Genomic DNA, 23136 nt, shown 5'->3' on the forward strand with positions numbered 1-23136 from the left:
TAACATGTTAGAAATGAAGAATATCAGTAAGATATATCAAACTCGAATGATAGAAACTCACGCCTTGAGAGAAGTAAATCTAAAGATAAATAGCGGCGAATTCGTTTCTGTAACAGGACCTTCTGGCTCAGGTAAAACAACATTCTTAAACCTCGCAGGGCTATTAGAAAACTTATCAAAAGGTGAATATTTTCTCGATGGTATTAATGTTAGTAGCCTAACAGATAATCAATTATCTGAAATTAGAAATGAAAAAATTGGTTTTATCTTTCAAAGCTTTAACTTAATACCAGAACTACCTGTCTATGATAATGTTGATGTACCTTTGCGCTACAGAGGTTTTAACCGCAAAGAAAGAAAAGAAAAAATTGATCATGCTTTAGAAACGGTCGGCTTATTATCTCGTTCAGAACATTTACCTGCACAACTTTCCGGCGGTCAACAACAAAGAGTAGCAATAGCAAGAGCAATAGCAGGCGAGCCTAAAATAATATTAGCAGACGAACCAACAGGTAACTTAGACTCATTAATGGCTCGTCAGGTTATGGAACTACTTGAACAGATTAATAATCAGGGTACAACCATTGTGATGGTCACACATGATCCTGTTTTAGCTAAACGCGCAGATAGAGAAATTCAAATATTTGATGGACAAGTTAATTCAATTATTGCTACAGATTCGGAGTTCCCGCATACAGAAGAAAACCCAAAGTCTGACATCATTAGCGCCGTATAGGGAGATAAAAATGTTTTTATACAATTTAAAACTAGCCCTTACTAATCTTGCGAATCGTCCCGGATTAACCATATTAACAATTTGTGCAATAGCTACTGGGTTAGCTCTACTTACAACAATGACAACAATGAGCTATCAGGCTAATAAAATCCCTGTGTATGAAAAAAGAAATCAATTGCATACTGTACTCATTGATAGTCGCGAGAAAAATGCAAGAAAACTCGCTAATATTCGACGCATGCCACAATTAACTTTTCAAGATACAATAAATTTATTTAATAGCGAAAATATTTCTTCAGAAAAAACTTACCTGTGGAAAAGCTTTGCTTTTCTTAACAGCGAAAATAGCAATATACATCCTCGCCAAGTTAGAATCATGGCTGGCCTAGAAAACTTTTTCAATATGTTTAACGCACCTTTTTTATATGGTAATACTTGGAGTAAAAAAGATGATCAAGATGCTAGCCCCGTAATTGTATTATCCTATGAAATGAATCAGTATTTTTTTGGCGGTGAAAATAGTGTCGGTAAAACTATTCGAATAAACTCAACTACTCTAACGGTTTTAGGTGTTCTGGCACGTTGGCGACCTAAATCAAGATTTTACGATCGTTCATTTAGCAATACTCGGTTCGACGACATTTTCATACCTTCATCACTTGCTATGAATATTAATTTACCAAGAAGGATATTTTGTTGGGAAAAAGATGAAGCACTGAAACAATCATTTTCACAAACTAATATTGCTGGCTTAAAAGCCTCTGAATGTAACTGGATTAATTTTTGGGTTAATTTAAAAGATCAAAATAAAAGGCAAGACTATATCAATTATTTGGAAGAATATGTATCTCAACAAAAATCCTTGGGGCGAATACCTAGAAGTGAAAAGCCAATATTACTTAGTCTTGAAGAATATATTGAATTAAATATTGAAAATAATCAGGGGATGTTTATTTTTATGGTTCTAGCTATTTTATTTTTCTTAGTTTGTTTACTAAATACAATTGGTATTTTGTTTACTAAATATATGGGAAAAGTACCTGAAATTGCATTAAGAAGAGCCTTGGGTGCTAAAAAGCATATCATTCTGACTCAATATTTAATTGAAATCACAGTAATTTCTTTTGTTGGAGGAATATTAGGCATTTTACTTTCCCATTTTGGATTACAAGCAATGATGAAGATTTATATTTACCAGTCAGATTATACTGTGACTCAAAATGCAATTCGACACTTATATCAGTTAGATTGGATTATGATATTACAAGCACTTACCATAGCCATTGGTAGTTCACTAGTAATCAGTCTATTTCCTGTTTGGAAAATTTGTAATACCCCACCAGCTAGCCAACTAAAAACTCAATAGGTGAACTATGGAATATGGTCCAATTATAAAGTCTTTAAAACATCGTAAGGCATTTGCTTCTCTTATTATTCTACAAGTTGCTATTACGTTAACAGTGATGATCATTTCAGTTTTAGTGACAACATCAACACTAAAAGAATGGAATTTACCTTCAGGTTTAGATCAGCAAAACATAATTGTTATAAATCCACAAATTTATGATGAGTCACTTAACTTACGCGAAGTTGTTAGCCATGACTTAGATTTATTAAAGACAATTCCGAGCATTGAATTTGTCACTTTAAGTACTCAAACACCATTTGCAGCTGAACAGGTAACGAATATTTACTTGGAAAACAGAGAAACAGCTCAATCTTTTAAAACTAGTATTTTTAACTTTGATATTAATGGGTTAAATGTTCTTGGTTTAAAAGTTTTACAGGGTAGAAGCTTTTATGAAACAGAAATAATTACTAGCGATAAAAATCAAAAACTTAAACCTTCAGTCATTATGATTAGCCAACAAATGTCTGAAGCTCTTTTTTCTTCAGAAAATCCTGTTGGTCGTTTTGTTTACCTTAATAAAAATAGCCCTCCAGTTGAGATCATTGGTGTTTATAGTAACTTTATGAATGGCGAACGACTTAATGCAGAAGGCATGTCATATCGTTCTATCATTTATCCCCAAGTTGAATATATAAATGGACTAGATCCTAATTATCTTGTTAGAGTTACACCAGAACAAACAGACGCTATACTTGAAAAGATTAGAAATCAATTATATCAAATACCCGGCCGTTTTATTCAAAAAGTTGAATTTTTAACAAGAACTCAAAAGAGGATGTATGATGGTCGTGGTAGTCGAGCATTGATTATGTTATTTATCAGTTTTATTTTATTAATTATTACAGGCTTAGGCATATCAGGACTAATATCTTACTTAGTTACCCAACAAAAAAAGCAAATAGGAACACGTAGAGCTTTAGGTGCAAAAAAGTGGCAAATTATACGCTATTATCTTATTGAGAATTCAATCATCACCTGGATAGGAATTTTTATAGGTATTATTTTTTCATTAATATTACTTATTTTAATGTCACAAGAAAACGGAACTAATATTATTCATATTGGTTGGATATTAATGATTATAGTATTTGTTTTTATAATCAGTATAATTTCTGCTTTATACCCAGCCAGAAAAGCTTCTGATGTAGAGCCTGCAATTGTGACACGTAGCAGCTAAACCTAAAATAGTGATATTTTAGGTTAAAATAGATTTAATGAAGGAACTTTTTCCATGTCATCAAGAATTTTAATCATAGACGACAACCAAGACATTACCAAAGCATTAATGGTAATGCTAAAAATTGAAGGCTTTGATGCAGTAGTTGTGCACTCACCTAATGAAGGTCTTTTGAAATTGAATGAAAGTGATTTTAATTTAGTTATTCAAGATATGAATTTTTCAGAAGATATGACTTCAGGTAAAGAAGGGATTGAACTATTTCATCAAATTAGAAATATAAATCCAGATATTCCTATAATCATTATTACCGCCTGGACACATGTTGAAACAGCTGTTGATTTAGTTAAACATGGTGCCGCAGATTATATTGGTAAACCCTGGGATGATGACAAACTAATGGTTTCTATAAAAAATTTATTAGAGTTAGAGGAGGTAAGACAATCCCATGCAATTTATCACCAAAATAAATTAAATCAAGATACACAATTAAAAACCGAATTTAATTTGTGTGGAATTCATTACCAAAGTGATTTAATGACTCGCTTATTACAAATGACGACCCAAATTGCACATTCAGATGTTCCAGTACTAATAACGGGTCCTAATGGCGTAGGAAAGGAAAAAATTGCAGAAATTGTGCAAGCAAACTCAAGTTGCTCAAAAGGACCATTTATAAAAGTTAATGTCGGAGCACTTCCACAAGAGCTATTAGAAGCCGAATTGTTTGGTGCAGAAGCAGGCGCCTACACAGGAAATACAAAATTACGAATAGGACGCTTTGAAGCAGCTAATAATGGAACATTATTTTTAGATGAGATAGGTAATTTATCACATGAAGGACAAATAAAACTTTTACGTGTATTACAAACTGGTGAGTTTGAAAGAATTGGCAGCCATCAAACAATTAAAGTAAATGTGCGTATTATTAGTGCAACCAATTCAGACTTAAAACAAGCAATTTTAGAAGAAAGATTTCGAGAAGATCTTTTTTATCGATTGAATGTTATTGAACTTGCGGTTCCTGCATTGTGTGATAGAAAAGAAGATATTTTACCTTTAACTAATTTGTTTTTATCTTCAGGCTATAAAGTTCAACAATCAGTTATCAATTTATTTCAATCCTATCATTGGCCAGGTAACGTACGCGAACTACAAAATGTATTGAAGCGAGCAATGCTATTAGCACAGAATAAAATAATTACTCTTGAACATATCAATATAAAGTTAGACGTTCAAAAAAAACAGAGCGCTATACAAGAAATCAATAAGCAAGTGATTATTGATTCATTGAAAGATAACAATCATAATATTATGGAAACTGCTCGTTGTTTGGGCCTAAGTCGTTCAGCACTTTATCGTCGATTAAAAAAATTTAATATTGAGTATTAATGAAAAAGCAAAAGAATATACTAAAACAACGATTATGGTTTTGTTTTTTATCGATTATTTTAATAGTGTTGACATTAGTTTATATCGGTATTTACTTGAATATTAGCTTAGTTATATGGTTACCGATTATCTTTCTGCCATTAATTATTATCAGTCGTTTTCTAGTTAATTATTTTTACCAACCATTCCAGTCGATTATTGAATCAATAGAAACAGGACTCAACTGTTTTAAAGATAATGATTTTAGCATTAATATTGCAGACTATGATTTTCCAGAATTTGCTCCGAGTATACAAACTTACAATCAACTTGCTCACATTTTACGCCAGGAAAGAATGGAGCTGCATCAACGAGAGTTATTACTAGATACTGTCATTCAATCGACTCCCATGGCCATTGTTTTGACAAGTAATAAAGATAATATTGTCTATAGTAATATAGCAGCAAAAAAACTCTTAAAACAAACACAAAAAATCGAAGGATTAAAGTTCTCCAGTTTACTATGCAACTTACCAAAAGAACTAGCAATTGCCACTCAAAAACGACAGAACGGACTCTATAGTGAGTTATTCGAAAACCAAAAAAACGTGTTTTATTTGACTTTTGAGGAGTTCAATTTAAATTCACAGTTACATCATTTATATTTATATAAAAATATGACAACAGAAGTTAACAAAGAAGAGTTGCTGGTTTGGAAAAAGGTTATCCGATTAATTAGTCATGAGTTAAATAACTCACTAACACCTATTCAATCTCTAGCTCATTCCGCTAATAAAATTTTAAGTAGCAGACCACAAGATGAATTTTTAATAGATATTTTTGAAACCATTCAACGGAGAACAAAGCATTTACATCAGTTTATTGAAAAATATGCAAAATTTTCTAGACTTCCTAAACCACAATATAGAAGTGTAGAAATATCTAAATTTATTAATGATTTAGAGCACATTACACAAATAAAAATATCTAATCAGTTTAATCAATCACATGCACAGTTTGATGCAAGCCAAATTGAACAGGTAATGATTAACTTAATAAAAAATGCTAGAGAGTCCAAAAGTTCAGAAAATGATATTAATATACAAGTGAGTCAATTTAATGAACAATTATTATTTTCGATTACAGATAGAGGTGTCGGAATGACAGACAACCAACTCAAACAATCATTACTTCCATTTTACACAACCAAAAGTGGTGGAAGCGGTTTAGGCTTAGCTTTATGCAAAGAAATAATAAGTGCGCATAATGGACAATTAAGACTATTTAATAGAAAGGGAGGTGGGTTATCGGTAGAATTTAATTTACCTATAATTAATTAATTGCAATTTTATATTTAGTTATAAACGAGCTTTTTCACAACATTCAATGAGAGCAAACAATGATTTGTCTGAAGAGCTTTTCTCCAGTAGCTTCTGATACATTAAAATAGCCATAATCCTATCGCCATTTTTATAAGTCTTCCAAGCTTGAATCATACAAGCCTGATTGGCAAGTTTCTCTTTTTGTAAACTCACAGAATCAGTATCGAATACTTCATATAAAGTCACAGGTTTAGATTTACCTTGAATAAAACAACTCGCAATAAATCTTATTTTGTAATCAGCAATATTTTTCAATTGCTTTTTAGTTTCTTCAGTAATCAATATTTTAGTGCAAAATACTTTTGTCATTGACTCAACTCTAGCAGCAGCATTCACTGTATCAGAAACCACAGTAGCATCCATCCGCGATTGAGTACCAACAGTACCCAACATCATTTTTCCTGAGTGAAGACCTAATCCAACTTCGATAGTTGGTAAATTTTTATGACGCAACTTTTTATTATAACTTTCTAATGCAACAAGCATTTCATTGGCGGCCCTCAATGCTGGATCCGCACCATTCGGAAACAAAGCCATAATCCCATCACCTAAATATTTATCAATAATACCTCCATTCCGATTAATAACAGGAGCGATTTGACTCAAGTAACGATTAATAAACAAAAAGTTGGCTTGAGGAGACATAGTTTCAGAGAGTGTTGTGAATCCTCTAATATCACAAAATAACACTGTCATTTCTCTTTCACAACAATCCCCTAATGAAATATCATTAACACCAGAAGCACTTAGTTGTTTTAATAATTGATGCGGGACAAAGCGACTATAAGCTTTATTCATCTTAATCAAATCTTTACGGCTAGCTTGAATTCGGCTTAACATCATATTAAATTGCTGCGCAATAAAGCCAAAACTACCAAAACCTTTAGTAGAAAGCTTAAAATTAAAGTCTTCTTGAATCAACCTAGAAATTGCTTTTGTTAGTTGTTCTAAAGGATCGGTAATTTTTCTTGCAAAATAAATTGCAGCAATTAATAAACAAATGCTTAACAAGCAAAAACTTAGCAGTACCACTTGTAAAAAATCATCTGCCATTTTTTCTATATATGCTGCTTTAACTTCTAAAACTAATAAACTACTTACTTTGTTTTTCTGAGTTTTAATTGGTGAAATAATTAAAAGATTGCTGTTTTCATTTTCTTTTATTGTTATTGGATCATCTTTTGATAAACTTGATTGTAATTGTTGTAATACTGATTTAGATATTACATATGTTTTTCCTGGTAAATTTAATAAGCTCTCTTTTTTTACAAATCGATATTGAAAATCAACGGGCTTACCCAGATCAATTTTTGCTGTTTGAGAAGTTGTTTTATCTTTGCTTAACCATATTTTTTTATAATAAGCTTTTAACAAAGGTTTATTATCTATTGTTAATATACTTTTATCATTAATTGTTAATAGCGTTTTCTGCTGTTTGTTAATCAGCTTTGCATGAAAAAACTGACCTTCAGATTTAAATTTTAACTCATCAAAATATTTTCCAAATGAGTACAATTTAACTTGGTCACTTTGATCATTTGTGACTAATATTTCAAATAACGGGCTAGTGATTTGTATTAAATCAAAAAGGGCTTTTCGGCTATCAATAGCTGTCTTAAAAGCTTGTTGACTACTATCATAATTTAGTGAATAAAGTTGCTCTTGGTGATGGCTAGCAGAAAATTGGGAGAATACTTGTAGCAAATATTTATATACTGGTGTATTCATTGTTCGTGCATTAGTTAATAAACGATGTCTATCACCATCGATTAACCAAGCCATAGATTGGATTTGCTCTGACTTATTTTGTTTTAAATTTTCTAATAAATATGCTTGAGCTTGCCGATAGATACTGACTCCCCCCAGTACGACAATAACGCCAACTAGTACCAAAAACCAGCTAATAACATAACTTCTAAATTGTCGGCCGGTTTTAATCTGCAAGAAAACACCTATCTATTATTTGACTAGCTTTTGTTATTTATTGGCTTATGCACCCAGTCTAAAGAATAGCATATTGCAATTAAATCTCGGTTAAAATCGTCGTACTAACTTAATGTTAACTTAGCAATTAATAAAAATATTAAATGCCCATAGCATGACTCATCAATATTTTCTTTATAAATAAGTTACGATCAAATACCGACATCGTATAATTTCTTAATAAAGTCACAGGTAATATCTGTTTACCAAACAGCCATTTAAAGCCACTCATAGCATTTTGCATCATATAATTTTGTGCTTTTCTTTCTCTCTCAAATGCTCTTAAATTAGCAATCAAACCGAAATCTCTGCCATAGCTCAATTGTTCATGTATTTGCTGACTTAAACGTGCTACATCTTGAAAACCTAAATTAACGCCTTGCCCAGCAAGTGGATGAATGGTATGCGCAGCATCACCTATAAGTGCACAACGTGGCGCCAAATAACAACTACTATGCCGCTTTATCAGCGGAAATGATTGAAACTCCGTTAATAATTCTACTTTACCCAGTTTAGACTCAAAGGCAACTGCTAACCGTTCAGCAAATTCATCCCTCCCCAATAAGCTTAATTGAGCAGCTTTAGCACTATCAATTGACCAAACTATAGAGCATAAGTCAGGTTGTGGTAATGGCAAAAAAGCCACTGGACCATATTGTGTAAATCGCTGCCAAGCTGTGTTTTGATGTTTTTTTTCAGTTCTAACATTAGCCACAAAAGCTTGTTGTGCATAGGGAACCCGGCTACCACCAATTGCCAACTGTTTGCAAACTGCCGACTGTGCCCCGTCAGCGCCAATTAGTAGTTGAGCCGATAATATTGATTGATTATCTAGCTCAATATCAATTCTATCTTGCCAAGTAGTAATATGCTTTATTTGCTGGTTAACAAAAAATTTAACATTATTAGCCATACTTAACCGATGAAATAATGCGGCACGCAAGGCTTGATTTTCTACAATTGCCCCAAGGTAAGGTTTGGCCATTTCCGCAGCATCAAATGTAATCTCACCACTTCCATCACCATCCCAAACATGCATTTGCTCATAGTTGGCAATTCTAGACAAGGGGATCTTAGACCAAACATCTAAATGCGATAGGTAAACTTGGTTAGCTGGGCTAATCGCGCTTACTCTGGTATCGAATTCTTCAGCTAAAGGAGTTTCACTTGATAAATAATTTTGGCTGGTCAACAAGTCAAAATTTAACTTTTCAACAACACCAATCTTAAGGTTAGTACCACTTAAAGCAGCCGCCATAGCCAAACCGACCATGCCGCCGCCAACAATTATTATATCTAACTTTGCCTGCATGCTCTTACCTATTGAATATTGACTGATTTGTTAAGCCTCTAGCTAAACGGGAAGAACGACCAGCAAATCCCATTGCAGCATGACTTAATTGTTGTCGGGCAAAAGGTGATAAGTTAATCCAATTCATCGCTTTATTTCTTACAATTGCCAGTGGCAAGCAATCATTACTAAAAAGCCTGACCAGTAAATCAGTTGCCACAATAGTTTGTGACCAGTCACTTACCCTAGAGTCAACATAACTTTGTAAGAAACTCTGACTTCCGATTTCTTTATCACTAACAATCGCATCGGCAAGTAAGTCATTCAACATTGCAATATCTCTCAGCCCAAGGTTAAAACCTTGCCCTGCAATTGGATGCAATGTATGTGCAGCATTACCTAACAACACAATACGTCCAATATGCTGTTGGTGTGCTTTATGTAAGCTGAGCGGATACTGGTAGCGAGCACTTACCTTCAATATTCTTCCCAACCGAAAACCAAATGCCTTTTGTAATGCCTCTAAAAATTGCTCATCTTTCAATTGCATCACCATTTCTACTTCGTCCACATGATGACACCATACTAAACTCATTTGGTTATGTGTTAATGGTAATAGGGCTAATGGGCCATTACTGGTAAATCGTTCATAAGCACAGTTTTGGTGTGGTTTTTCAGTTTGAATATTGGCAATGATGGCATGTTGCTGATAAGTATTTCGCTCAATAGCAATGCCAGCTAAATTAGCGACTTTTGAGAAAGTTCCGTCAGAAGCAATAACAAGCCGCGCTTTTATTTGCTGTTGCCTTTGCTCTGAAAGGCTAATTGTTAAGAGGCAATCTTGTTCATTATTGGTAACAGAGATTAGCTCAGCAGGACAAAAAGTTGTAATCCCATCTTGCAACTTAACCTGTTGCCATAATATGGGCCCAACCAAATCTAAGGGAATAACTTCCCCCAAAGCCTCAACTCCCTGTTCAGATGCCTTTAAACGCGTAAACCCCATCTGTCCTTGGTCGGAAACATGTATTTGATGTATCGGCTGAGCCACAGGCTCAATCTGAGACCACAAGCCTAAAGACCTGTAGATAGCGACTGAGGATGCAGAAAGAGCGATCGCTCGCTGATCAAAACTAGGACTGCTTGCCTGTTGTGGCTCTATTGCTTCAATAAGCGCGACTCTTAACCCTAATTGGGCGTAACTTAACGCTGCAGTTACGCCAACCATTCCACCCCCAACTATAGTAATATCAAAGGGTTTCATCTGTTACCAACCATTATCACTTAAGTACTTTAGCCATTAACGCTTCAATTTTATCAGCATCTTTAGGAACTTTTTTTGTCAAAACCTTATTACCTTTTGCAGTAATAGCGACATCATCCTCAATTCTTATACCGATTCCCCACCACTTTTCATCTAATCCTTTTGTTCTTGGGGCAAAATATAAACCAGGTTCAACAGTTAGTACCATGCCCTCAGCTAATATTCGGGGCTCTCTATCTTGGAGATAGTCACCAACATCATGCACATCTAATCCTATCCAATGTCCTGTTTTATGCATATAAAAAGGCTTGTATGCTTCTTCTTCTATCAGTTTTTCTAAATCACCTTTTAAAATTCCCATAGAGATCAAACCCTGAGTCAAAACTTTAACCGCTGTATCATGTGGTGCAGACCAAGGGTTACCTGGTTTGGCAGCTTTAATGGCTTTTATATTCGCCTTTAACACCCACTCATAAGCTTCTCTTTGTGCTTCACTAAATTGGCCATTGATAGGAAAGGTACGGCTAATATCAGCAGCATAACCATCTAATTCAGCACCAGCATCTATCAATAACAAATCTCCATCCTTCATCTCAGCATTATTTTCAACATAATGCAGAATGCAAGCATTTTCCCCCGAAGCAACAATAGAAGAGTAAGCTTCAAACCGCGCTCCCTGATTGGCAAACTGATAGCGCAATTCTGACTCGATACGTAACTCATTCATTCCAGGTTTACATATTTGCATTGCTGAAATATGGGCATCAGCACTAATATCTGCTGCTTTTTGCATTACCTTTAACTCGGCTTTACTTTTTATCAAACGCATATCGTGTAAAAAGTGGCTTAAATCAATGATTTCACCTGGAGGATTAGCACCTTTTCGAACTTGCGCTCGCAACGTATTAACCCATCCCATAATTTTATTATCAAAATCATCATGATTTCCAAACTCATAATAGATACGTTCTCTACCTTCCATTAATCCTGGTAAAATATCGTCAATATCATCAATTGGAAATGCATCATTACAACCATAATGTTTTTTAGCTCCAGATTGTCCTTCACGCCTGCCGTGCCAAGTTTCCATAACAGGATCTTTCTCTCGGCAAAATATGACATATTCACCATGTTCTCTACCTGGTATTAACACTAATACAGAATCGGGCTCGGGAAATCCCGTCAAATAATGAAAGTCACTATCTTGTCGAAAAGGAAAGTGAGTATCACGACTTCTGGTACATTCTTTAGCTGAGGGCAAAATTGCAATTGAATTATTTCCCATCAGATCCATTAACTCACGGCGGCGGCGTGCAAATTCAGCTCTTGAGATCATAGTTAAATTTCTTATCTTTCTTTAATTACTGGTTAGTTATGGTATTAGTTGAGCAGTCTAGAGATTAGACCATTTTTATTATGCATTCTATTCTAGATTAAAAACGCCTGGGTTCATACCTGCTCTCATGCAAAACTTAATACAAAAATACTGATTAAAAACTAGTGAAGTGTTGTATTTTGATCAACTATCTGTGTTTGCTTTTTCACAACCATTTCCCAGTATATTAGTTGAGTTGCCACTTTAATATGCTCTGTTAAGGTCACTAAAGCTTCTTGTGTTTCATCATTTTCATCAGCATCAAGTTCAATGTTGGATATTTCTGCTAAATCGGTCAATGACTCTTTGATTTCTTCATTATCAATAGACTGCTCGCCGACTTGTAACCCAAAGCCTAACAAAAATCCCTGACACCAATCAGTTAATGCTTCAAGTTGATCAATAGCAGGGTAGCTATCATCAGGTAGTAGCATAGGTGTTAGAATATCATGCTGATTAATTGTCAGAGCCGACCACTCGAACAAACTCTGCATCATCGTTTTAACTTCAGCTGAAAAGTGACGCCCTTCATTAACCATATCTGCAATTGTAAAAAACCATTGCTGGTTTGTTGCTGACATGCCAGCAGACAACATTCCACACATAATAGCCTGGATTTGTGCAGCACTTGCATCGCAATCAGCATCGGCTAATATACTTTCTACTTCCTCGTAATCAAATTCCTGATTATCGGCTGAATCCACTTAGTTACCCTCTAAAGGCTCAATAATGCCATTTTATTACTAATTTTAATGATTATACCATTGACCGGGAAGGTCTTGCGCTCTATATTGAAATCATTCTAAAAAACAATAGTTTGCTATGGATACTTCAAATCTTTCACAACTAGAAAGTAGCATTGCCAAGCTACTTGCGATACATCAGGCTTTACTCAAGGAAAATCGTCAGCTCCGTGATGATCGAAATCACTTGATCGAAAAAAATAAACTAGCTAGTGAGAAAATCGAAGCCATGATCAGTAAACTAAAGGGTATGGGCTAGCAATGTCAGAGATCAAACCGGTCACAGTACATATAATGGGTAACGAGTATCATGTTTCCAGCCCAGAAGATCATGTTGAACAACTAGAAGCGGCTGCACGTGATTTAGACAAAAGAATGCGTGAAATTAAGTCTGGTGGGCGTATCGTTGGCACTGACCGTATTGCAGTAATGGCCGCACTTAACTTAACTTATGAATTTCAGCAAAGTGGCTCAAACGACTCGCAAATTCTTGAACAAACTGATGAACGCATCAAAAAATTACAAGAACAAATCGATTCAGCACTAGCATCTGGTGCCCAAATGGAGTTAACATAGCTCTTAGCCACCGCCTGTTTTGTGCGCCTAGCTGTTGTAGTCCTTGAGCCGATAATTAAAACTCTGGGAGCTCTTGTTAGTTAATGGTGTGCAAGTCCGGCTCGTATCGGAAAGCCTGATTTAACTACGGAATTCCCCCTTGAACCCTCGGGTTCATGGGCGAGACCAGCAAACGGCAAAATGGGTGGTGACTTTTTATCCCGTAGATTCTATTAGTCATGGTGAGATTTAGTATATCATCATCCGTTTCATCAATTATTATCGGTTATGGTTGAATCAATCGAAAATCTAAAAAAATCAATTCGAGCTAACTTCAGACAATTGAGAAACAGTATCACTAGTGAGCAAGCAACATTAGCAGGCAAGCAACTATGCAACCACCTTGTAGCTCACCCAGCTTACGATCGTGCTGAAAATATTACTTGTTTCTTATCATTTGATGGAGAAATAGATACTACGCCCGTTGTTAACCAGCTGATTAGAGATAAAAAAATTTGCTACTTGCCTAAATTAAAACCGAATAAACCTAATAGACTCTGGTTTATGCCTTATAGTGAAGACACTCCCCTAAAAGCTAACAAGTTAAATATCCAAGAAGTCGATTTGCCTGTTAACCATGCAATAAGAGTTTCAGAGCTCGACTTAATCCTTATGCCTCTGGTCGCATTTGACTCAACAGGAAATAGGTTAGGGATGGGAGGAGGGTTTTATGATGCAACTCTAGCACATCTTAAGAATGCCCCTCGGCGTCCACTATGCATTGGATTAGCATATGAACAGCAACGGGTTGAAAAAATTCCAGCCGAACCTTGGGATTTTCCACTTGACGGTATTTTAACAGATAAAGGATTTTGCTCATTTCAAACCAAAGAATAAGTCAAACCACTTAACTCGATCGGTTTTGATTGAATTTTTAAAACTTAAACTCACAACGAACTTCCCAACACTTCATAAAAAGGTCAGATTCATAGTTACCGAGTTTAACACTGGTAAGAAATTAATAGATTTACTTAACTGACGAAACTTCAACTGGCACATTTTTAGCGACACTAACACCACTAAAACTTGATAAAATCATGCCAATTCCGAGTAACGCCGCCAGCACAACTAATATATCTGGTTTACGTTTCATTTGGTCTCCAACTTGCTGTAAGCAGTTTTTATTTTTATATCAGGAGTCCTTATTATTTTAACTGTAATTAGAAAATTACAATTGATCCTTCTATTCCCACTTTAAAAAGCTTGTTTTTCAAAGCGGACAGATAACATACTCTTGTTTTTTATTAGAATCAAGCTTATTAAATAATTTATTGCTCAAATAAAACACAGCTCACATTTTACTCACATTTGTATCATTTCTAGTCGCCAATAAAGCCTGTATAATTATTCAAGACAATCAAAATTAAGTAACGCGAACAAAATATTTTCCCCTATTAAAAAGGTTAACGGAGTGTCATCATGAATCAACATGAGCTAAAAATCGAAGCAGCAAAAGCGGCATTAAAGTACATTCAAGATGACGAAGTTATCGGTATCGGAACAGGTTCAACCGTTAATTGCTTTATTGATTTATTATCAGCACATAAACATAGAATTAAGGCGGCTGTATCTAGCTCAAATGCATCAACCGAAAAACTATTACAAATCGGAATTGATGTTATAGATCTCAATGATGCTACGGATATTCCAGTTTATATTGACGGTGCCGATGAATCTAATGCTTCCCTTGCTTTAATTAAAGGTGGCGGAGGAGCGCTAAGCCGGGAAAAAGTTATTGCAGCTGTCGCCAAAAAGTTTGTTTGTATTGCTGATGAATCCAAGTACGTTGAAACACTTGGTAACTTTCCGCTACCAGTTGAAGTGCTGCCAATGGCACGCAGCTATGTTGCTAGAGAAATAGTTAAACTGGGGGGTGATCCTGCATATCGAACTGGATTTGTAACAGATAACGGAAATATTATACTCGATATACACAACTTAGAAATTAATCATCCAAAAGCTTTAGAAGCCGAAATAAACCAAATAGTTGGTGTTGTAACTAATGGACTTTTTGCTAAAAGATCAGCAGATCACCTGATATTGGCAACTGCTGATGGTATTAAAGAATACTAACTGAGTAAAAACCAATACTAATTGCTCGCTAAAAAATCCTGCATGGTATAAAAACCAGCAGGCTGGCTCGCTAGCCAAACAGCAGCAGAAACAGCACCTTCGGCAAAGCAAAGTCTATTTTGAGCTTTATGCTCAATACTAATTATTTCATTGTCTAATGCAAATAGTACTTTGTGCTCACCAATAATCTCACCGGCTCTGATCACTGACATTCCAATTTCACCTTTTTTACGTGAACGCTTATCAAATCGGCTGTCAGTCACTTTTAAATCATCAAAATTTTCATTCATCGCTTCAGCAATGGCTTCTCCCATACGTATAGCAGTCCCCGAAGGTGCATCTAATTTATGTTTATGGTGAGACTCAATAATCTCAATATCAGCCTTTTTTCCTAACATTTTTGCAGCCATTGAAAGCAATGCTAAAGTTGAATTGACACCAATACTGGTATTAGGAGCAAGTAAAATAGGGATTTTTTTGGATGCTGTCTTTAATACATTAAGCTGCTCAGCACTAAATCCTGTTGTACCAACTAATACAGGAGTACTAGTAATTAACGCTGTTTTCAATAATTGCAAGGTTCCTTCAGGCAAACTGAAATCAACAACCACTTCACTTTGCTGCAAACTTTCATCCAAATTACTAGAATAATAAATATCAGTATAACGAACCTGCCGTCCTAATAATCGGTGATTAGGCCTACAGAGCGCGGCAACCAAATCAGCGTTTGCGTTAGAAATGGTTTGGTTAATAACTTGCTGCCCCATTTTTCCAGATGAGGCATTCACTGCAACTTTGGTTTTCATGCTCTACCTTAAACTTTGATTTAATGCTTGAAGTGCTTCATTTCCAGGACACAAATCAGCCTCATTTAATGTATTAAGAGGACGCTGGGAAGTATTAATAATCTCATGAGTATTCTGAGAATCGACATTTAAGTGAAGTAAACCTGTTAGCACCTGCTTATTTTGTTTAGCTTCTTCCAAAGCCATTAACACAGACTCTCTACATTTAATATCTAGTGATTCTGACTGGCGTTTTAGAGTAATCATAGTGCCATCATGCATGGTAATTGTTTCTTTTTCGCTGCCTGGAGCTTTAACTATTATTTCTTCTGCTTTTGGAACTAAATCAAATGTTCCCGTTGCTTCTTTATGATCACGCACCCACTCATAGCTTTTAGTCGAATCGGGGTTATTATTAAAAGTCACACAAGGAGAAATACAATCTATCAGAGCAAAACCATTATGTTTAATAGCACCTTTCAATAATGGAACTAACTGATCTTTATCACCTGAAAAACTTCTTGCAACATACCCAGATCCTAATGATATGGCTAGCTCACATAAGTCCATCGGCTCATACATATTAGGTACACCTTTTTTACTGGCACTACCTAAATCAGCCGTAGCAGAGTCTTGACCTTTAGTTAAACCATAGACACCATTGTTCATCACAATATAAACCATATTAAGATTTCTGCGAACCAGATGCATAAATTGCCCCATGCCTATTGATGCAGTATCTCCATCACCAGACACTCCAATATAAGTTAAATCACGGTTGGCCATATTAGCCCCGGTTGTCACCGATGGCATTCTGCCATGAACCGAATTAAACCCATGAGAATTTGATAAAAAATAAGCAGGAGTCTTAGACGAACAACCGATACCTGACATTTTTGCAATTTTGTGTGGCTCTAACGATAGCTCAAAGCACGCATTGATAATTGAATTACTAATCGAATCATGGCCACAACCAGCACAAAGCGTTGATAAAGCACCTTCATAATTTGCTTGGGTATAACCCAGTTCGTTTGTTGCAGCTTGCGGATGACGAAAACTAGATCTTAAGTAGCTCATGCGATTACCTCTTTACCGCTATTGGCGGTGGTAAAGGGACTAACCGCTTCACCATTTAACATTTTTTCAATTTTTCTTTTAATACGACGAGCTCTGATAGGCATACCATCAATATTCAAAATAGATCGTAACCTCTCTGTACCAATATTGAATTCATTAATTAATAATGTACGCATCTGAGCATCTCGATTTTGCTCAATAACAAAAACAGTTTCGTGTTGCGCGATGAATTCCTTAATATCATTATGGAATGGGAACGACTTTATACGACAAGTGTTCACTTTTATACCCGCTTCTTCTAGCCCGTCTATAGCCTCATAACTGGCTTGAGCACTAGTTCCATAAAAAATAGCAGCAACTTTTGAGTTTTTATCTCGGTATTTGATTTGTGGACGAGGAGCCAAATCCTTCGCAGTTTCCCACTTGAGAACCAATCGTTGCATATTATCTTCATAAACGCTGCTATCTTCTGTATAAGCAGCATACTCATCGTGCGAAGAACCTCGAGTAAAATAAGATCCCTTTGTTGGATGGGTTCCTGGATAAGTACGATAACCAATACCATCACCATCGATATCTTTATAGCGCCCCCATCTTTCTTTCATATTATCAAGATCATCTGCGGAAAGAACCTTTCCACGATCATATGCTCTCTTGTCATCCCATACAAAGGGACGAGACATGTGGTCATTCATACCTAAATCTAAATCAGATAATAAGATAACTGGTGTTTGTAACCGTTCTGCCAAATCAAAAGCGGCCGCAGACATTTCAAAACACTCCGCCGGATCGCATGGAATTAGCAAGACATGCTTAGTATCTCCATGTGAGGCATAAGCAGCAGAGATCACATCTGACTGTTGTGTTCGTGTGGGCATTCCTGTGCTGGGCCCACTTCGTTGAACATCAACTAATACAACCGGGATTTCAGCAAAATATGCTAACCCTAAAAACTCACTCATTAATGATAATCCAGGACCAGATGTTGCAGTGAATGCCCGTGCACCATTCCAATTAGCACCAATTGCCATACCAATTGCAGATAACTCGTCTTCAGCTTGTAAAATAGCAAACTTATTTTGACCGGTGTTTTTTTCTACACGAAACTTTTTTGCATACTTTTCATAAGCTTCAACCACAGAAGTCGACGGTGTAATGGGGTACCAACCAACCACAGTAGCGCCACCATAAATAGCACCTAAACCAGTTGCGCTGTTACCATCAATCATAATTGAATCACCAACATTATCACGACGTTGTACTTTTAACCCGCATACATTGTTAAAGTGATCTTTTGCATAATTGTAGCCAAGTTCTAAAGCGCCAATATTGGGTGGAATTAACTTCTCTTTCTTAGCAAATTGATCCTTGATCATGCCAGTTAACACTTCAAACTCCATATCAAATAAATAGGCAAGTGCTCCAACATAAATAATATTTTTAAACAACTGGCGTTGGCGTGGGTTAGTGTAGTTGTCGATACTAATCTGAGTGAGCGGAATACCGATTTCTATTATATCTTCACGCTGAAAATCTCTTGGTAATGCCTTAGTTGAATCATAAAGAAAATACCCCCCAGGCATCAAAGAGTCATAATCTTGTTTTAGTGTTTGCCCATTTATGGCAACAACAAAATCAACGTCTCCACGACTACCTAAATGTCCCTTTTCGGTAACTCTCACTTCAAACCAGGTAGGTAGTCCTTGAATATTCGACGGAAAAATATTTTTAGGGCTAACAGGTACGCCCATTCTAAATACTGCTTTTGAAAACATATTGTTTGCACTAGCTGAACCAGTGCCATTAACGTTTGCAAAGCGAATTACAAAATCATTTATCGCTTCTATGCGCATTCTTTGCCCGCCTTAGTTACTGAATATGAAAATTTTTGCATGTCCCAAGCTGAGGTTGGACAGCGCTCAGCACACAAACCACAATGAAGGCAAACATTCTCGTCTTTTACCATCACTCGGCTTGTTTTTAATTCACCGGATACGTAAAGATCTTGATCTTTCAGGTTAGCCGGAGCTAGTAATCTTGTTCTTAAGTCATCCTCTTCGCCGTTATCTGTGAAATTAATACAACTTGTCGGACAAACATCTGCGCAAGCATCACACTCGATGCAGAGGTTATCAGTAAACACTGTCTGCACATCACAGTTCAGGCAGCGCATTGCTTCTTCATAGCCCAAATTTTTATCAAAACCTTTTTCAACTTCTATTTTTAGATTATTAATCGCAATTTGCTTATCAATATGTGGCACTAGGTGGCGTTTATCATGATCGATATGGTTATCATAAGTCCATTCATGGAAGCCCATTTTCTGTGATAAAAGGTTAACCTGAGGAGCAAGACGCTCACTCACATCTTTTCCCTGGCAAAACTTATCAATTGAAATGGCTGCCTGATGTCCATGAGCCACGGCAGTGATGATGTTTGAAGGCCCAAAAGCGGCATCACCACCAAAAAATACACGTTCATTAGTAGACTGGAAGGTATCTTCATCAACAACAGGCATATCCCATTTACCAAACTCAAGACCAATATCTCTTTCTATCCAAGGAAAGGCGTTGTCCTGACCAATGGCAATTAAAATTTGATCGGCTTCCATAAAAACCAACTCTTCACCCGTTGGTATTAGGCTTCGTTTACCATCTGCATCATACTCTGCACGAACTTTTTCAAACTTCATTCCTGTCAGTTTGCCATTTTCAACAACAAACTCTTTCGGCGTGTGATTTTCAAAAATCGGAATATCTTCGCCAACTGCGTCATCAATTTCCCAAGGAGAAGCCTTCATATCAGTTTTTGGGCTACGCACAACCACTCGCACATCTTCTCCCCCTAGTCTGCGAGCTGTTCGGCAACAGTCCATTGCGGTATTACCACCGCCAAGTACAATTACCTTTTTACCAATTGCTTTAGTATGCCCAAAAGCAACACTTTCAAGCCAATTGATACCAAGATGAATACTATCATCACCTTCTTGACGTCCAGGTAATTTAGCTAGATCTCTTCCATTTGGAGCACCAGAGCCAACAAATATTGCATCGTAATCTTTTTCTAACAACGACTTTAAACTATCAACATAATGCTTAAAGTGGGCAACAACTCCCATATCCAGAATATAATTAACTTCTTCATTTAAAACTTCTAGTGGTAAACGGAAAGCAGGGATTTGACTGCGCATAAAACCGCCACCAATATCTTGCTCATCAAACACTTCAATTTCATATCCGAGTGGAGCCAAGTCTCTAGCAACAGTCAGCGATGCAGGTCCAGCTCCAACTAAAGCCACTTTCTTTCCATTTTTAGGTGCGATTTCAGGTAGCCTATCGGTAATGTCTAGCTTATTATCAGCAGCTACTCGTTTTAATCGACAGATTGCAACAGGCTCTTCTTCAACTCTTCCCCTACGGCATGCAGGCTCACATGGTCTATCACAAACTCTGCCTAATATTCCTGGAAAAACGTTAGATTCCCAATTAATCATATAAGCATCGTCATAACGCCCGGCCGCAATCAACCGTATATATTCTGGTACTGGCGTATGAGCAGGACAAGCATGCTGGCAATCAACAACTTTGTGAAAGTATTCTGGATCTTTAATATTTGTTGGCTTCACACCAATTCCCCATCGATATTTGTGAAGTAAAACAATGCTGCACTCAAGCAAACACAACAAACAATTTAACCTAGTTTGTCTATTATTATACTAGCTGAGACACAACTATTCGCATCATCAATTATTTTATTAAAATCGGACGAGGATTATACTGATTTTTACAAGCTTGTACCGATTTTTTGTATAAAAAAAGAACGATATATTATGTATATTCGATAAAAATCTGATGATAGTTAATTTCTACGCTAATCACTAGTTAAACACCAGTAAAATTCAACATTATTCAAAAATTAAATCCGGTATAGCCAAATCGTATCTTAATAATATTCTTTGCCTATTAGCATTTGAGAAATTACCTACTTATTATGTAAACTAATAACTTTATATAATATTGGGTTCTAACTTGAATAAATTAAAAGCCAACATGATACTAGCAACTATTATGCTGGTCTCACTCTTAGGTACGGCAGGAATTGCTTTACCCTATCCAGTTCTATCTCCCTACTTTGCTAATGGTGGGAGTGATCCTTTGATCAGTTTTATGGGATTAGATCCAAAAGTACTGCTTGGTATCACCTTAGCTTCTTATCCATTAGGTACATTAATTGGCAGCAATATTATCGGTTCCTTATCAGATCGCTATGGTAGAAAACCAATATTAATTTACTCGCTGGTTGGTAGTGTAGTTGGTTATATTCTTACCGGGTTAGCCTTTCAACAAAGCCACTTTATTGCGTTTGTTATAGCCAGAGTTATGACCGGATTCTGTGAAGGAAATATATCCATAGCACGCGCCATAGCCGTTGAACTTCACCCACAAATTGACCGAAATCGTGCTTTGTCACTATTATATGCAACTGTTTACGCTGGTTGGTTAGTCGGTCCTTTATTCGGCGGGTATCTAGCGCCTTATGGCATTGATGTGACATTTTATTTTGCTAGTGCAGCAGTTTTTATTTCATTATTATTAGTCGTATTAATTTTGCCGAAACAAACACCGCAAAAAGAATCTGAGCAAACACTCTGGTATGAAATAACCAAAAATCACTCAGCAACTTTACTTCGCCTTCAACCAGTCAGAAAATTCTTCATTTATTATTTTCTCTACACGCTAGGTATTAACGCTTTTTATGAATATTATCCATTGTGGTTAGTTGAATCTCTCAACTATGATAGTAAACAAATTGCCTGGATTACGGTTTCCATCACCAGTTTTATGATCTTGGTTAGCGCCACTGTAGCGGGCAAAATCCCTGAAATGATTGGCAATAAAAATGCCCTATTAACAGGCAATATTCTATTTGGTTTGCTAATTATCATCGCTACTTTGCTAACTTCACCACTTGTGTATATCCCAATGGCACTAACAGGTGCAGTCATTGCGGTCATCAACTTAGTGTTTCCCGTAATGTTATCTAAATATTTCGGTCATCTCGGCCAAGGTAAAGTGATGGGATTACAAGTAAGCGTATTTTATTTTACCAATGTTGTCATCGCTATTGTGGGCAGTATTGTTGCAATGATCAGTGCTACTAGTACTCTATGGCTAGCAGCATTGTTAATTATTATTTCAGTCTTTACGTTTGAAACACCACAAAAACAAACTGAGCAGGAGCCTATAGATAAAGACAATGTTGAGTCTAAAGTTAAAGCCAAGGAAGCCTCAAATACTTGAGTCTAACAGTAAGATAACAAGATATATTTAATCTGGAGTTGTTTAGGTTACTCTGATAAAGGAATTGGTAATAAAGAACTAGTCAGATTTTAGTGTATTAACTAATTGAGCTAATGCTTGCTCGATCTTAACTTGCTGTAACTCATCCAATTTATTGAGTTTTTTCTGCCAAAAAGCCAGACTTTCTTCTTCCATTTTGCTCAGCGCTTGAATACCTTTTTGTGTTGGAACAATCAATCTTTGACGTGCATCATCTTTAGACTGTGCCCGAATAACAAAACCGAGGGTTTGCAACTCATCAACGAGTTTAGACATAGTAGGCATAGTGACTTGCTGAATATCACATAATTGCCGCAAAGTAATTGGATTTTGAGCTTTAATTAGTCGAAGTACTTCTAAACGCGCAACAGAAAAAGGGGCTTCTTGCGCCAGAATATTCAAGTAACGATTTAAGCGAAATAATCGCGCAACTATATCCACATAGACCAACAAGGTTAAACAAATGAATGAGTATACTACAACTCAGTTCGAGGTTAATCAACACAGTGGTTAT

Annotated in this window: 21 protein-coding genes and 1 other RNA gene; 11 read left to right on the plus strand and 11 right to left on the minus strand. The window is 36.1% G+C overall.

Annotation, left to right across the window (positions count from 1 at the left end):
• Nucleotides 1–4: 4 nt before the first annotated feature.
• Genes ACT5E3_RS24365 through ACT5E3_RS24385 form a run of 5 tightly spaced genes read left to right on the plus strand, consistent with a single transcriptional unit; the run spans nt 5 to nt 6035 of the window.
• Complete coding sequence (locus ACT5E3_RS24365) at nt 5–736, plus strand: ABC transporter ATP-binding protein (RefSeq protein WP_444996172.1); 732 nt, start codon at nt 5–7, stop codon at nt 734–736.
• Nucleotides 737–746: 10 nt separating this feature from the next.
• A complete protein-coding gene (locus tag ACT5E3_RS24370; RefSeq protein ID WP_444996173.1) occupies nt 747–2102 on the plus strand; it encodes an ABC transporter permease in 1356 nt (451 codons plus the stop codon).
• A 7-nt stretch (nt 2103–2109) separates the two neighbouring features.
• The gene (locus ACT5E3_RS24375) at nt 2110–3324 is read left to right on the plus strand and encodes an ABC transporter permease (protein WP_444996174.1); all 1215 of its coding nucleotides are present in this window, start codon (nt 2110–2112) and stop codon (nt 3322–3324) included.
• A 54-nt stretch (nt 3325–3378) separates the two neighbouring features.
• The gene (locus tag ACT5E3_RS24380) at nt 3379–4716 is read left to right on the plus strand and encodes a sigma-54-dependent transcriptional regulator (RefSeq protein ID WP_444996175.1); all 1338 of its coding nucleotides are present in this window, start codon (nt 3379–3381) and stop codon (nt 4714–4716) included.
• Complete coding sequence (locus ACT5E3_RS24385) at nt 4716–6035, plus strand: sensor histidine kinase (RefSeq protein ID WP_444996176.1); 1320 nt, start codon at nt 4716–4718, stop codon at nt 6033–6035. The genes ACT5E3_RS24380 and ACT5E3_RS24385 overlap by 1 nt, the downstream gene beginning before the upstream one ends.
• An 18-nt stretch (nt 6036–6053) precedes the next feature.
• On the opposite strand, the gene ACT5E3_RS24390 is transcribed toward ACT5E3_RS24385, so the two are convergent.
• The 5 genes from ACT5E3_RS24390 to ACT5E3_RS24410 form a co-directional block, all read right to left on the minus strand.
• Complete coding sequence (locus tag ACT5E3_RS24390; RefSeq protein WP_444996177.1) at nt 6054–8021, minus strand: adenylate/guanylate cyclase domain-containing protein; 1968 nt, start codon at nt 8019–8021, stop codon at nt 6054–6056.
• Nucleotides 8022–8160: 139 nt separating this feature from the next.
• Entirely contained in the window at nt 8161–9372 is a 1212-nt protein-coding gene (locus tag ACT5E3_RS24395) for a UbiH/UbiF/VisC/COQ6 family ubiquinone biosynthesis hydroxylase (protein ID WP_444996178.1), read from the minus strand.
• Between the two features lie 4 nt (nt 9373–9376).
• Nucleotides 9377–10615 (minus strand): 2-octaprenyl-6-methoxyphenyl hydroxylase, encoded by a 1239-nt coding sequence (ubiH, locus tag ACT5E3_RS24400; RefSeq protein ID WP_444996179.1) that lies wholly within the window; start codon nt 10613–10615, stop codon nt 9377–9379.
• 16 nt (nt 10616–10631) lie between these two features.
• Complete coding sequence (pepP, locus tag ACT5E3_RS24405) at nt 10632–11951, minus strand: Xaa-Pro aminopeptidase (RefSeq protein ID WP_444996180.1); 1320 nt, start codon at nt 11949–11951, stop codon at nt 10632–10634.
• A 161-nt stretch (nt 11952–12112) separates the two neighbouring features.
• Nucleotides 12113–12694 (minus strand): UPF0149 family protein, encoded by a 582-nt coding sequence (locus tag ACT5E3_RS24410; RefSeq protein WP_444996181.1) that lies wholly within the window; start codon nt 12692–12694, stop codon nt 12113–12115.
• A gap of 118 nt (nt 12695–12812) precedes the next feature.
• On the opposite strand from ACT5E3_RS24410, the gene ACT5E3_RS24415 reads away from it, so the two are divergent.
• The 4 genes from ACT5E3_RS24415 to ACT5E3_RS24430 all read left to right on the plus strand — a co-directional run bounded on the left by ACT5E3_RS24415 (nt 12813) and on the right by ACT5E3_RS24430 (nt 14185).
• A complete protein-coding gene (locus ACT5E3_RS24415) occupies nt 12813–12992 on the plus strand; it encodes a DUF904 domain-containing protein (protein ID WP_444996182.1) in 180 nt (59 codons plus the stop codon).
• A 2-nt stretch (nt 12993–12994) separates the two neighbouring features.
• Entirely contained in the window at nt 12995–13309 is a 315-nt protein-coding gene (locus ACT5E3_RS24420) for a cell division protein ZapA (RefSeq protein WP_444996183.1), read from the plus strand.
• Between the two features lie 8 nt (nt 13310–13317).
• Nucleotides 13318–13500, plus strand: a non-coding RNA gene (gene ssrS / locus ACT5E3_RS24425) — 6S RNA.
• A gap of 76 nt (nt 13501–13576) precedes the next feature.
• On the plus strand, nt 13577–14185 hold the full coding sequence (locus ACT5E3_RS24430; protein WP_444996184.1) for a 5-formyltetrahydrofolate cyclo-ligase: 609 nt from the start codon (nt 13577–13579) through the stop codon (nt 14183–14185).
• A 130-nt stretch (nt 14186–14315) separates the two neighbouring features.
• Here ACT5E3_RS24430 and ACT5E3_RS24435 read toward each other — a convergent pair whose 3' ends face one another.
• Nucleotides 14316–14441 (minus strand): hypothetical protein, encoded by a 126-nt coding sequence (locus tag ACT5E3_RS24435; RefSeq protein WP_444996185.1) that lies wholly within the window; start codon nt 14439–14441, stop codon nt 14316–14318.
• Between the two features lie 326 nt (nt 14442–14767).
• Between ACT5E3_RS24435 and rpiA the strand changes: the two genes are divergently transcribed.
• Entirely contained in the window at nt 14768–15421 is a 654-nt protein-coding gene (rpiA, locus tag ACT5E3_RS24440; protein WP_444996186.1) for a ribose-5-phosphate isomerase RpiA, read from the plus strand.
• 17 nt (nt 15422–15438) lie between these two features.
• Here rpiA and dapB read toward each other — a convergent pair whose 3' ends face one another.
• The 4 genes from dapB to ACT5E3_RS24460 are packed head-to-tail and all read right to left on the minus strand — an operon-like array spanning nt 15439 to nt 20908.
• On the minus strand, nt 15439–16227 hold the full coding sequence (dapB, locus tag ACT5E3_RS24445; RefSeq protein ID WP_444996187.1) for a 4-hydroxy-tetrahydrodipicolinate reductase: 789 nt from the start codon (nt 16225–16227) through the stop codon (nt 15439–15441).
• A gap of 3 nt (nt 16228–16230) precedes the next feature.
• Nucleotides 16231–17283 (minus strand): 2-oxoacid:ferredoxin oxidoreductase subunit beta, encoded by a 1053-nt coding sequence (locus ACT5E3_RS24450; RefSeq protein ID WP_444996188.1) that lies wholly within the window; start codon nt 17281–17283, stop codon nt 16231–16233.
• Nucleotides 17280–19136, minus strand: a complete 1857-nt coding sequence (locus tag ACT5E3_RS24455; RefSeq protein WP_444996189.1) for a 2-oxoacid:acceptor oxidoreductase subunit alpha — start codon at nt 19134–19136, stop codon at nt 17280–17282. The genes ACT5E3_RS24450 and ACT5E3_RS24455 overlap by 4 nt, the downstream gene beginning before the upstream one ends.
• Nucleotides 19127–20908: an FAD-dependent oxidoreductase gene (locus ACT5E3_RS24460; RefSeq protein ID WP_444996190.1), complete on the minus strand. Its 1782-nt coding sequence runs from the start codon at nt 20906–20908 to the stop codon at nt 19127–19129. The genes ACT5E3_RS24455 and ACT5E3_RS24460 overlap by 10 nt, the downstream gene beginning before the upstream one ends.
• Before the next feature lie 403 nt (nt 20909–21311).
• On the opposite strand from ACT5E3_RS24460, the gene ACT5E3_RS24465 reads away from it, so the two are divergent.
• Nucleotides 21312–22583, plus strand: coding sequence for an MFS transporter (locus ACT5E3_RS24465; RefSeq protein ID WP_444996191.1), 1272 nt, complete (start codon nt 21312–21314; stop codon nt 22581–22583).
• Between the two features lie 78 nt (nt 22584–22661).
• Here the strand turns inward: ACT5E3_RS24465 and ACT5E3_RS24470 are convergent, their stop codons facing one another.
• The gene (locus ACT5E3_RS24470; RefSeq protein ID WP_444996192.1) at nt 22662–23063 is read right to left on the minus strand and encodes a MarR family winged helix-turn-helix transcriptional regulator; all 402 of its coding nucleotides are present in this window, start codon (nt 23061–23063) and stop codon (nt 22662–22664) included.
• Between the last annotated feature and the right edge of the window lie 73 nt (nt 23064–23136).

This window comes from Aliikangiella litoralis, assembly GCF_052495765.1.

Bases quoted from the DNA above. Each gene is read 5' to 3' on its own strand.
- ACT5E3_RS24375 (WP_444996174.1), top strand. From the start codon at position 2,110: ATGGAATATGGTCCAATTATAAAGTCTTTAAAACATCGTAAGGCATTT.
- ACT5E3_RS24415 (WP_444996182.1), top strand. From the start codon at position 12,813: ATGGATACTTCAAATCTTTCACAACTAGAAAGTAGCATTGCCAAGCTA.
- ACT5E3_RS24380 (WP_444996175.1), top strand. From the start codon at position 3,379: ATGTCATCAAGAATTTTAATCATAGACGACAACCAAGACATTACCAAA.
- ACT5E3_RS24430 (WP_444996184.1), top strand. From the start codon at position 13,577: ATGGTTGAATCAATCGAAAATCTAAAAAAATCAATTCGAGCTAACTTC.
- ACT5E3_RS24370 (WP_444996173.1), top strand. From the start codon at position 747: ATGTTTTTATACAATTTAAAACTAGCCCTTACTAATCTTGCGAATCGT.
- ACT5E3_RS24455 (WP_444996189.1), bottom strand. From the start codon at position 19,136: ATGCGCATAGAAGCGATAAATGATTTTGTAATTCGCTTTGCAAACGTT.
- ACT5E3_RS24450 (WP_444996188.1), bottom strand. From the start codon at position 17,283: ATGAGCTACTTAAGATCTAGTTTTCGTCATCCGCAAGCTGCAACAAAC.
- ACT5E3_RS24385 (WP_444996176.1), top strand. From the start codon at position 4,716: ATGAAAAAGCAAAAGAATATACTAAAACAACGATTATGGTTTTGTTTT.
- rpiA (WP_444996186.1), top strand. From the start codon at position 14,768: ATGAATCAACATGAGCTAAAAATCGAAGCAGCAAAAGCGGCATTAAAG.
- ACT5E3_RS24365 (WP_444996172.1), top strand. From the start codon at position 5: ATGTTAGAAATGAAGAATATCAGTAAGATATATCAAACTCGAATGATA.
- ACT5E3_RS24420 (WP_444996183.1), top strand. From the start codon at position 12,995: ATGTCAGAGATCAAACCGGTCACAGTACATATAATGGGTAACGAGTAT.
- ACT5E3_RS24395 (WP_444996178.1), bottom strand. From the start codon at position 9,372: ATGCAGGCAAAGTTAGATATAATAATTGTTGGCGGCGGCATGGTCGGT.
- ACT5E3_RS24435 (WP_444996185.1), bottom strand. From the start codon at position 14,441: ATGAAACGTAAACCAGATATATTAGTTGTGCTGGCGGCGTTACTCGGA.
- ubiH (WP_444996179.1), bottom strand. From the start codon at position 10,615: ATGAAACCCTTTGATATTACTATAGTTGGGGGTGGAATGGTTGGCGTA.
- pepP (WP_444996180.1), bottom strand. From the start codon at position 11,951: ATGATCTCAAGAGCTGAATTTGCACGCCGCCGCCGTGAGTTAATGGAT.
- dapB (WP_444996187.1), bottom strand. From the start codon at position 16,227: ATGAAAACCAAAGTTGCAGTGAATGCCTCATCTGGAAAAATGGGGCAG.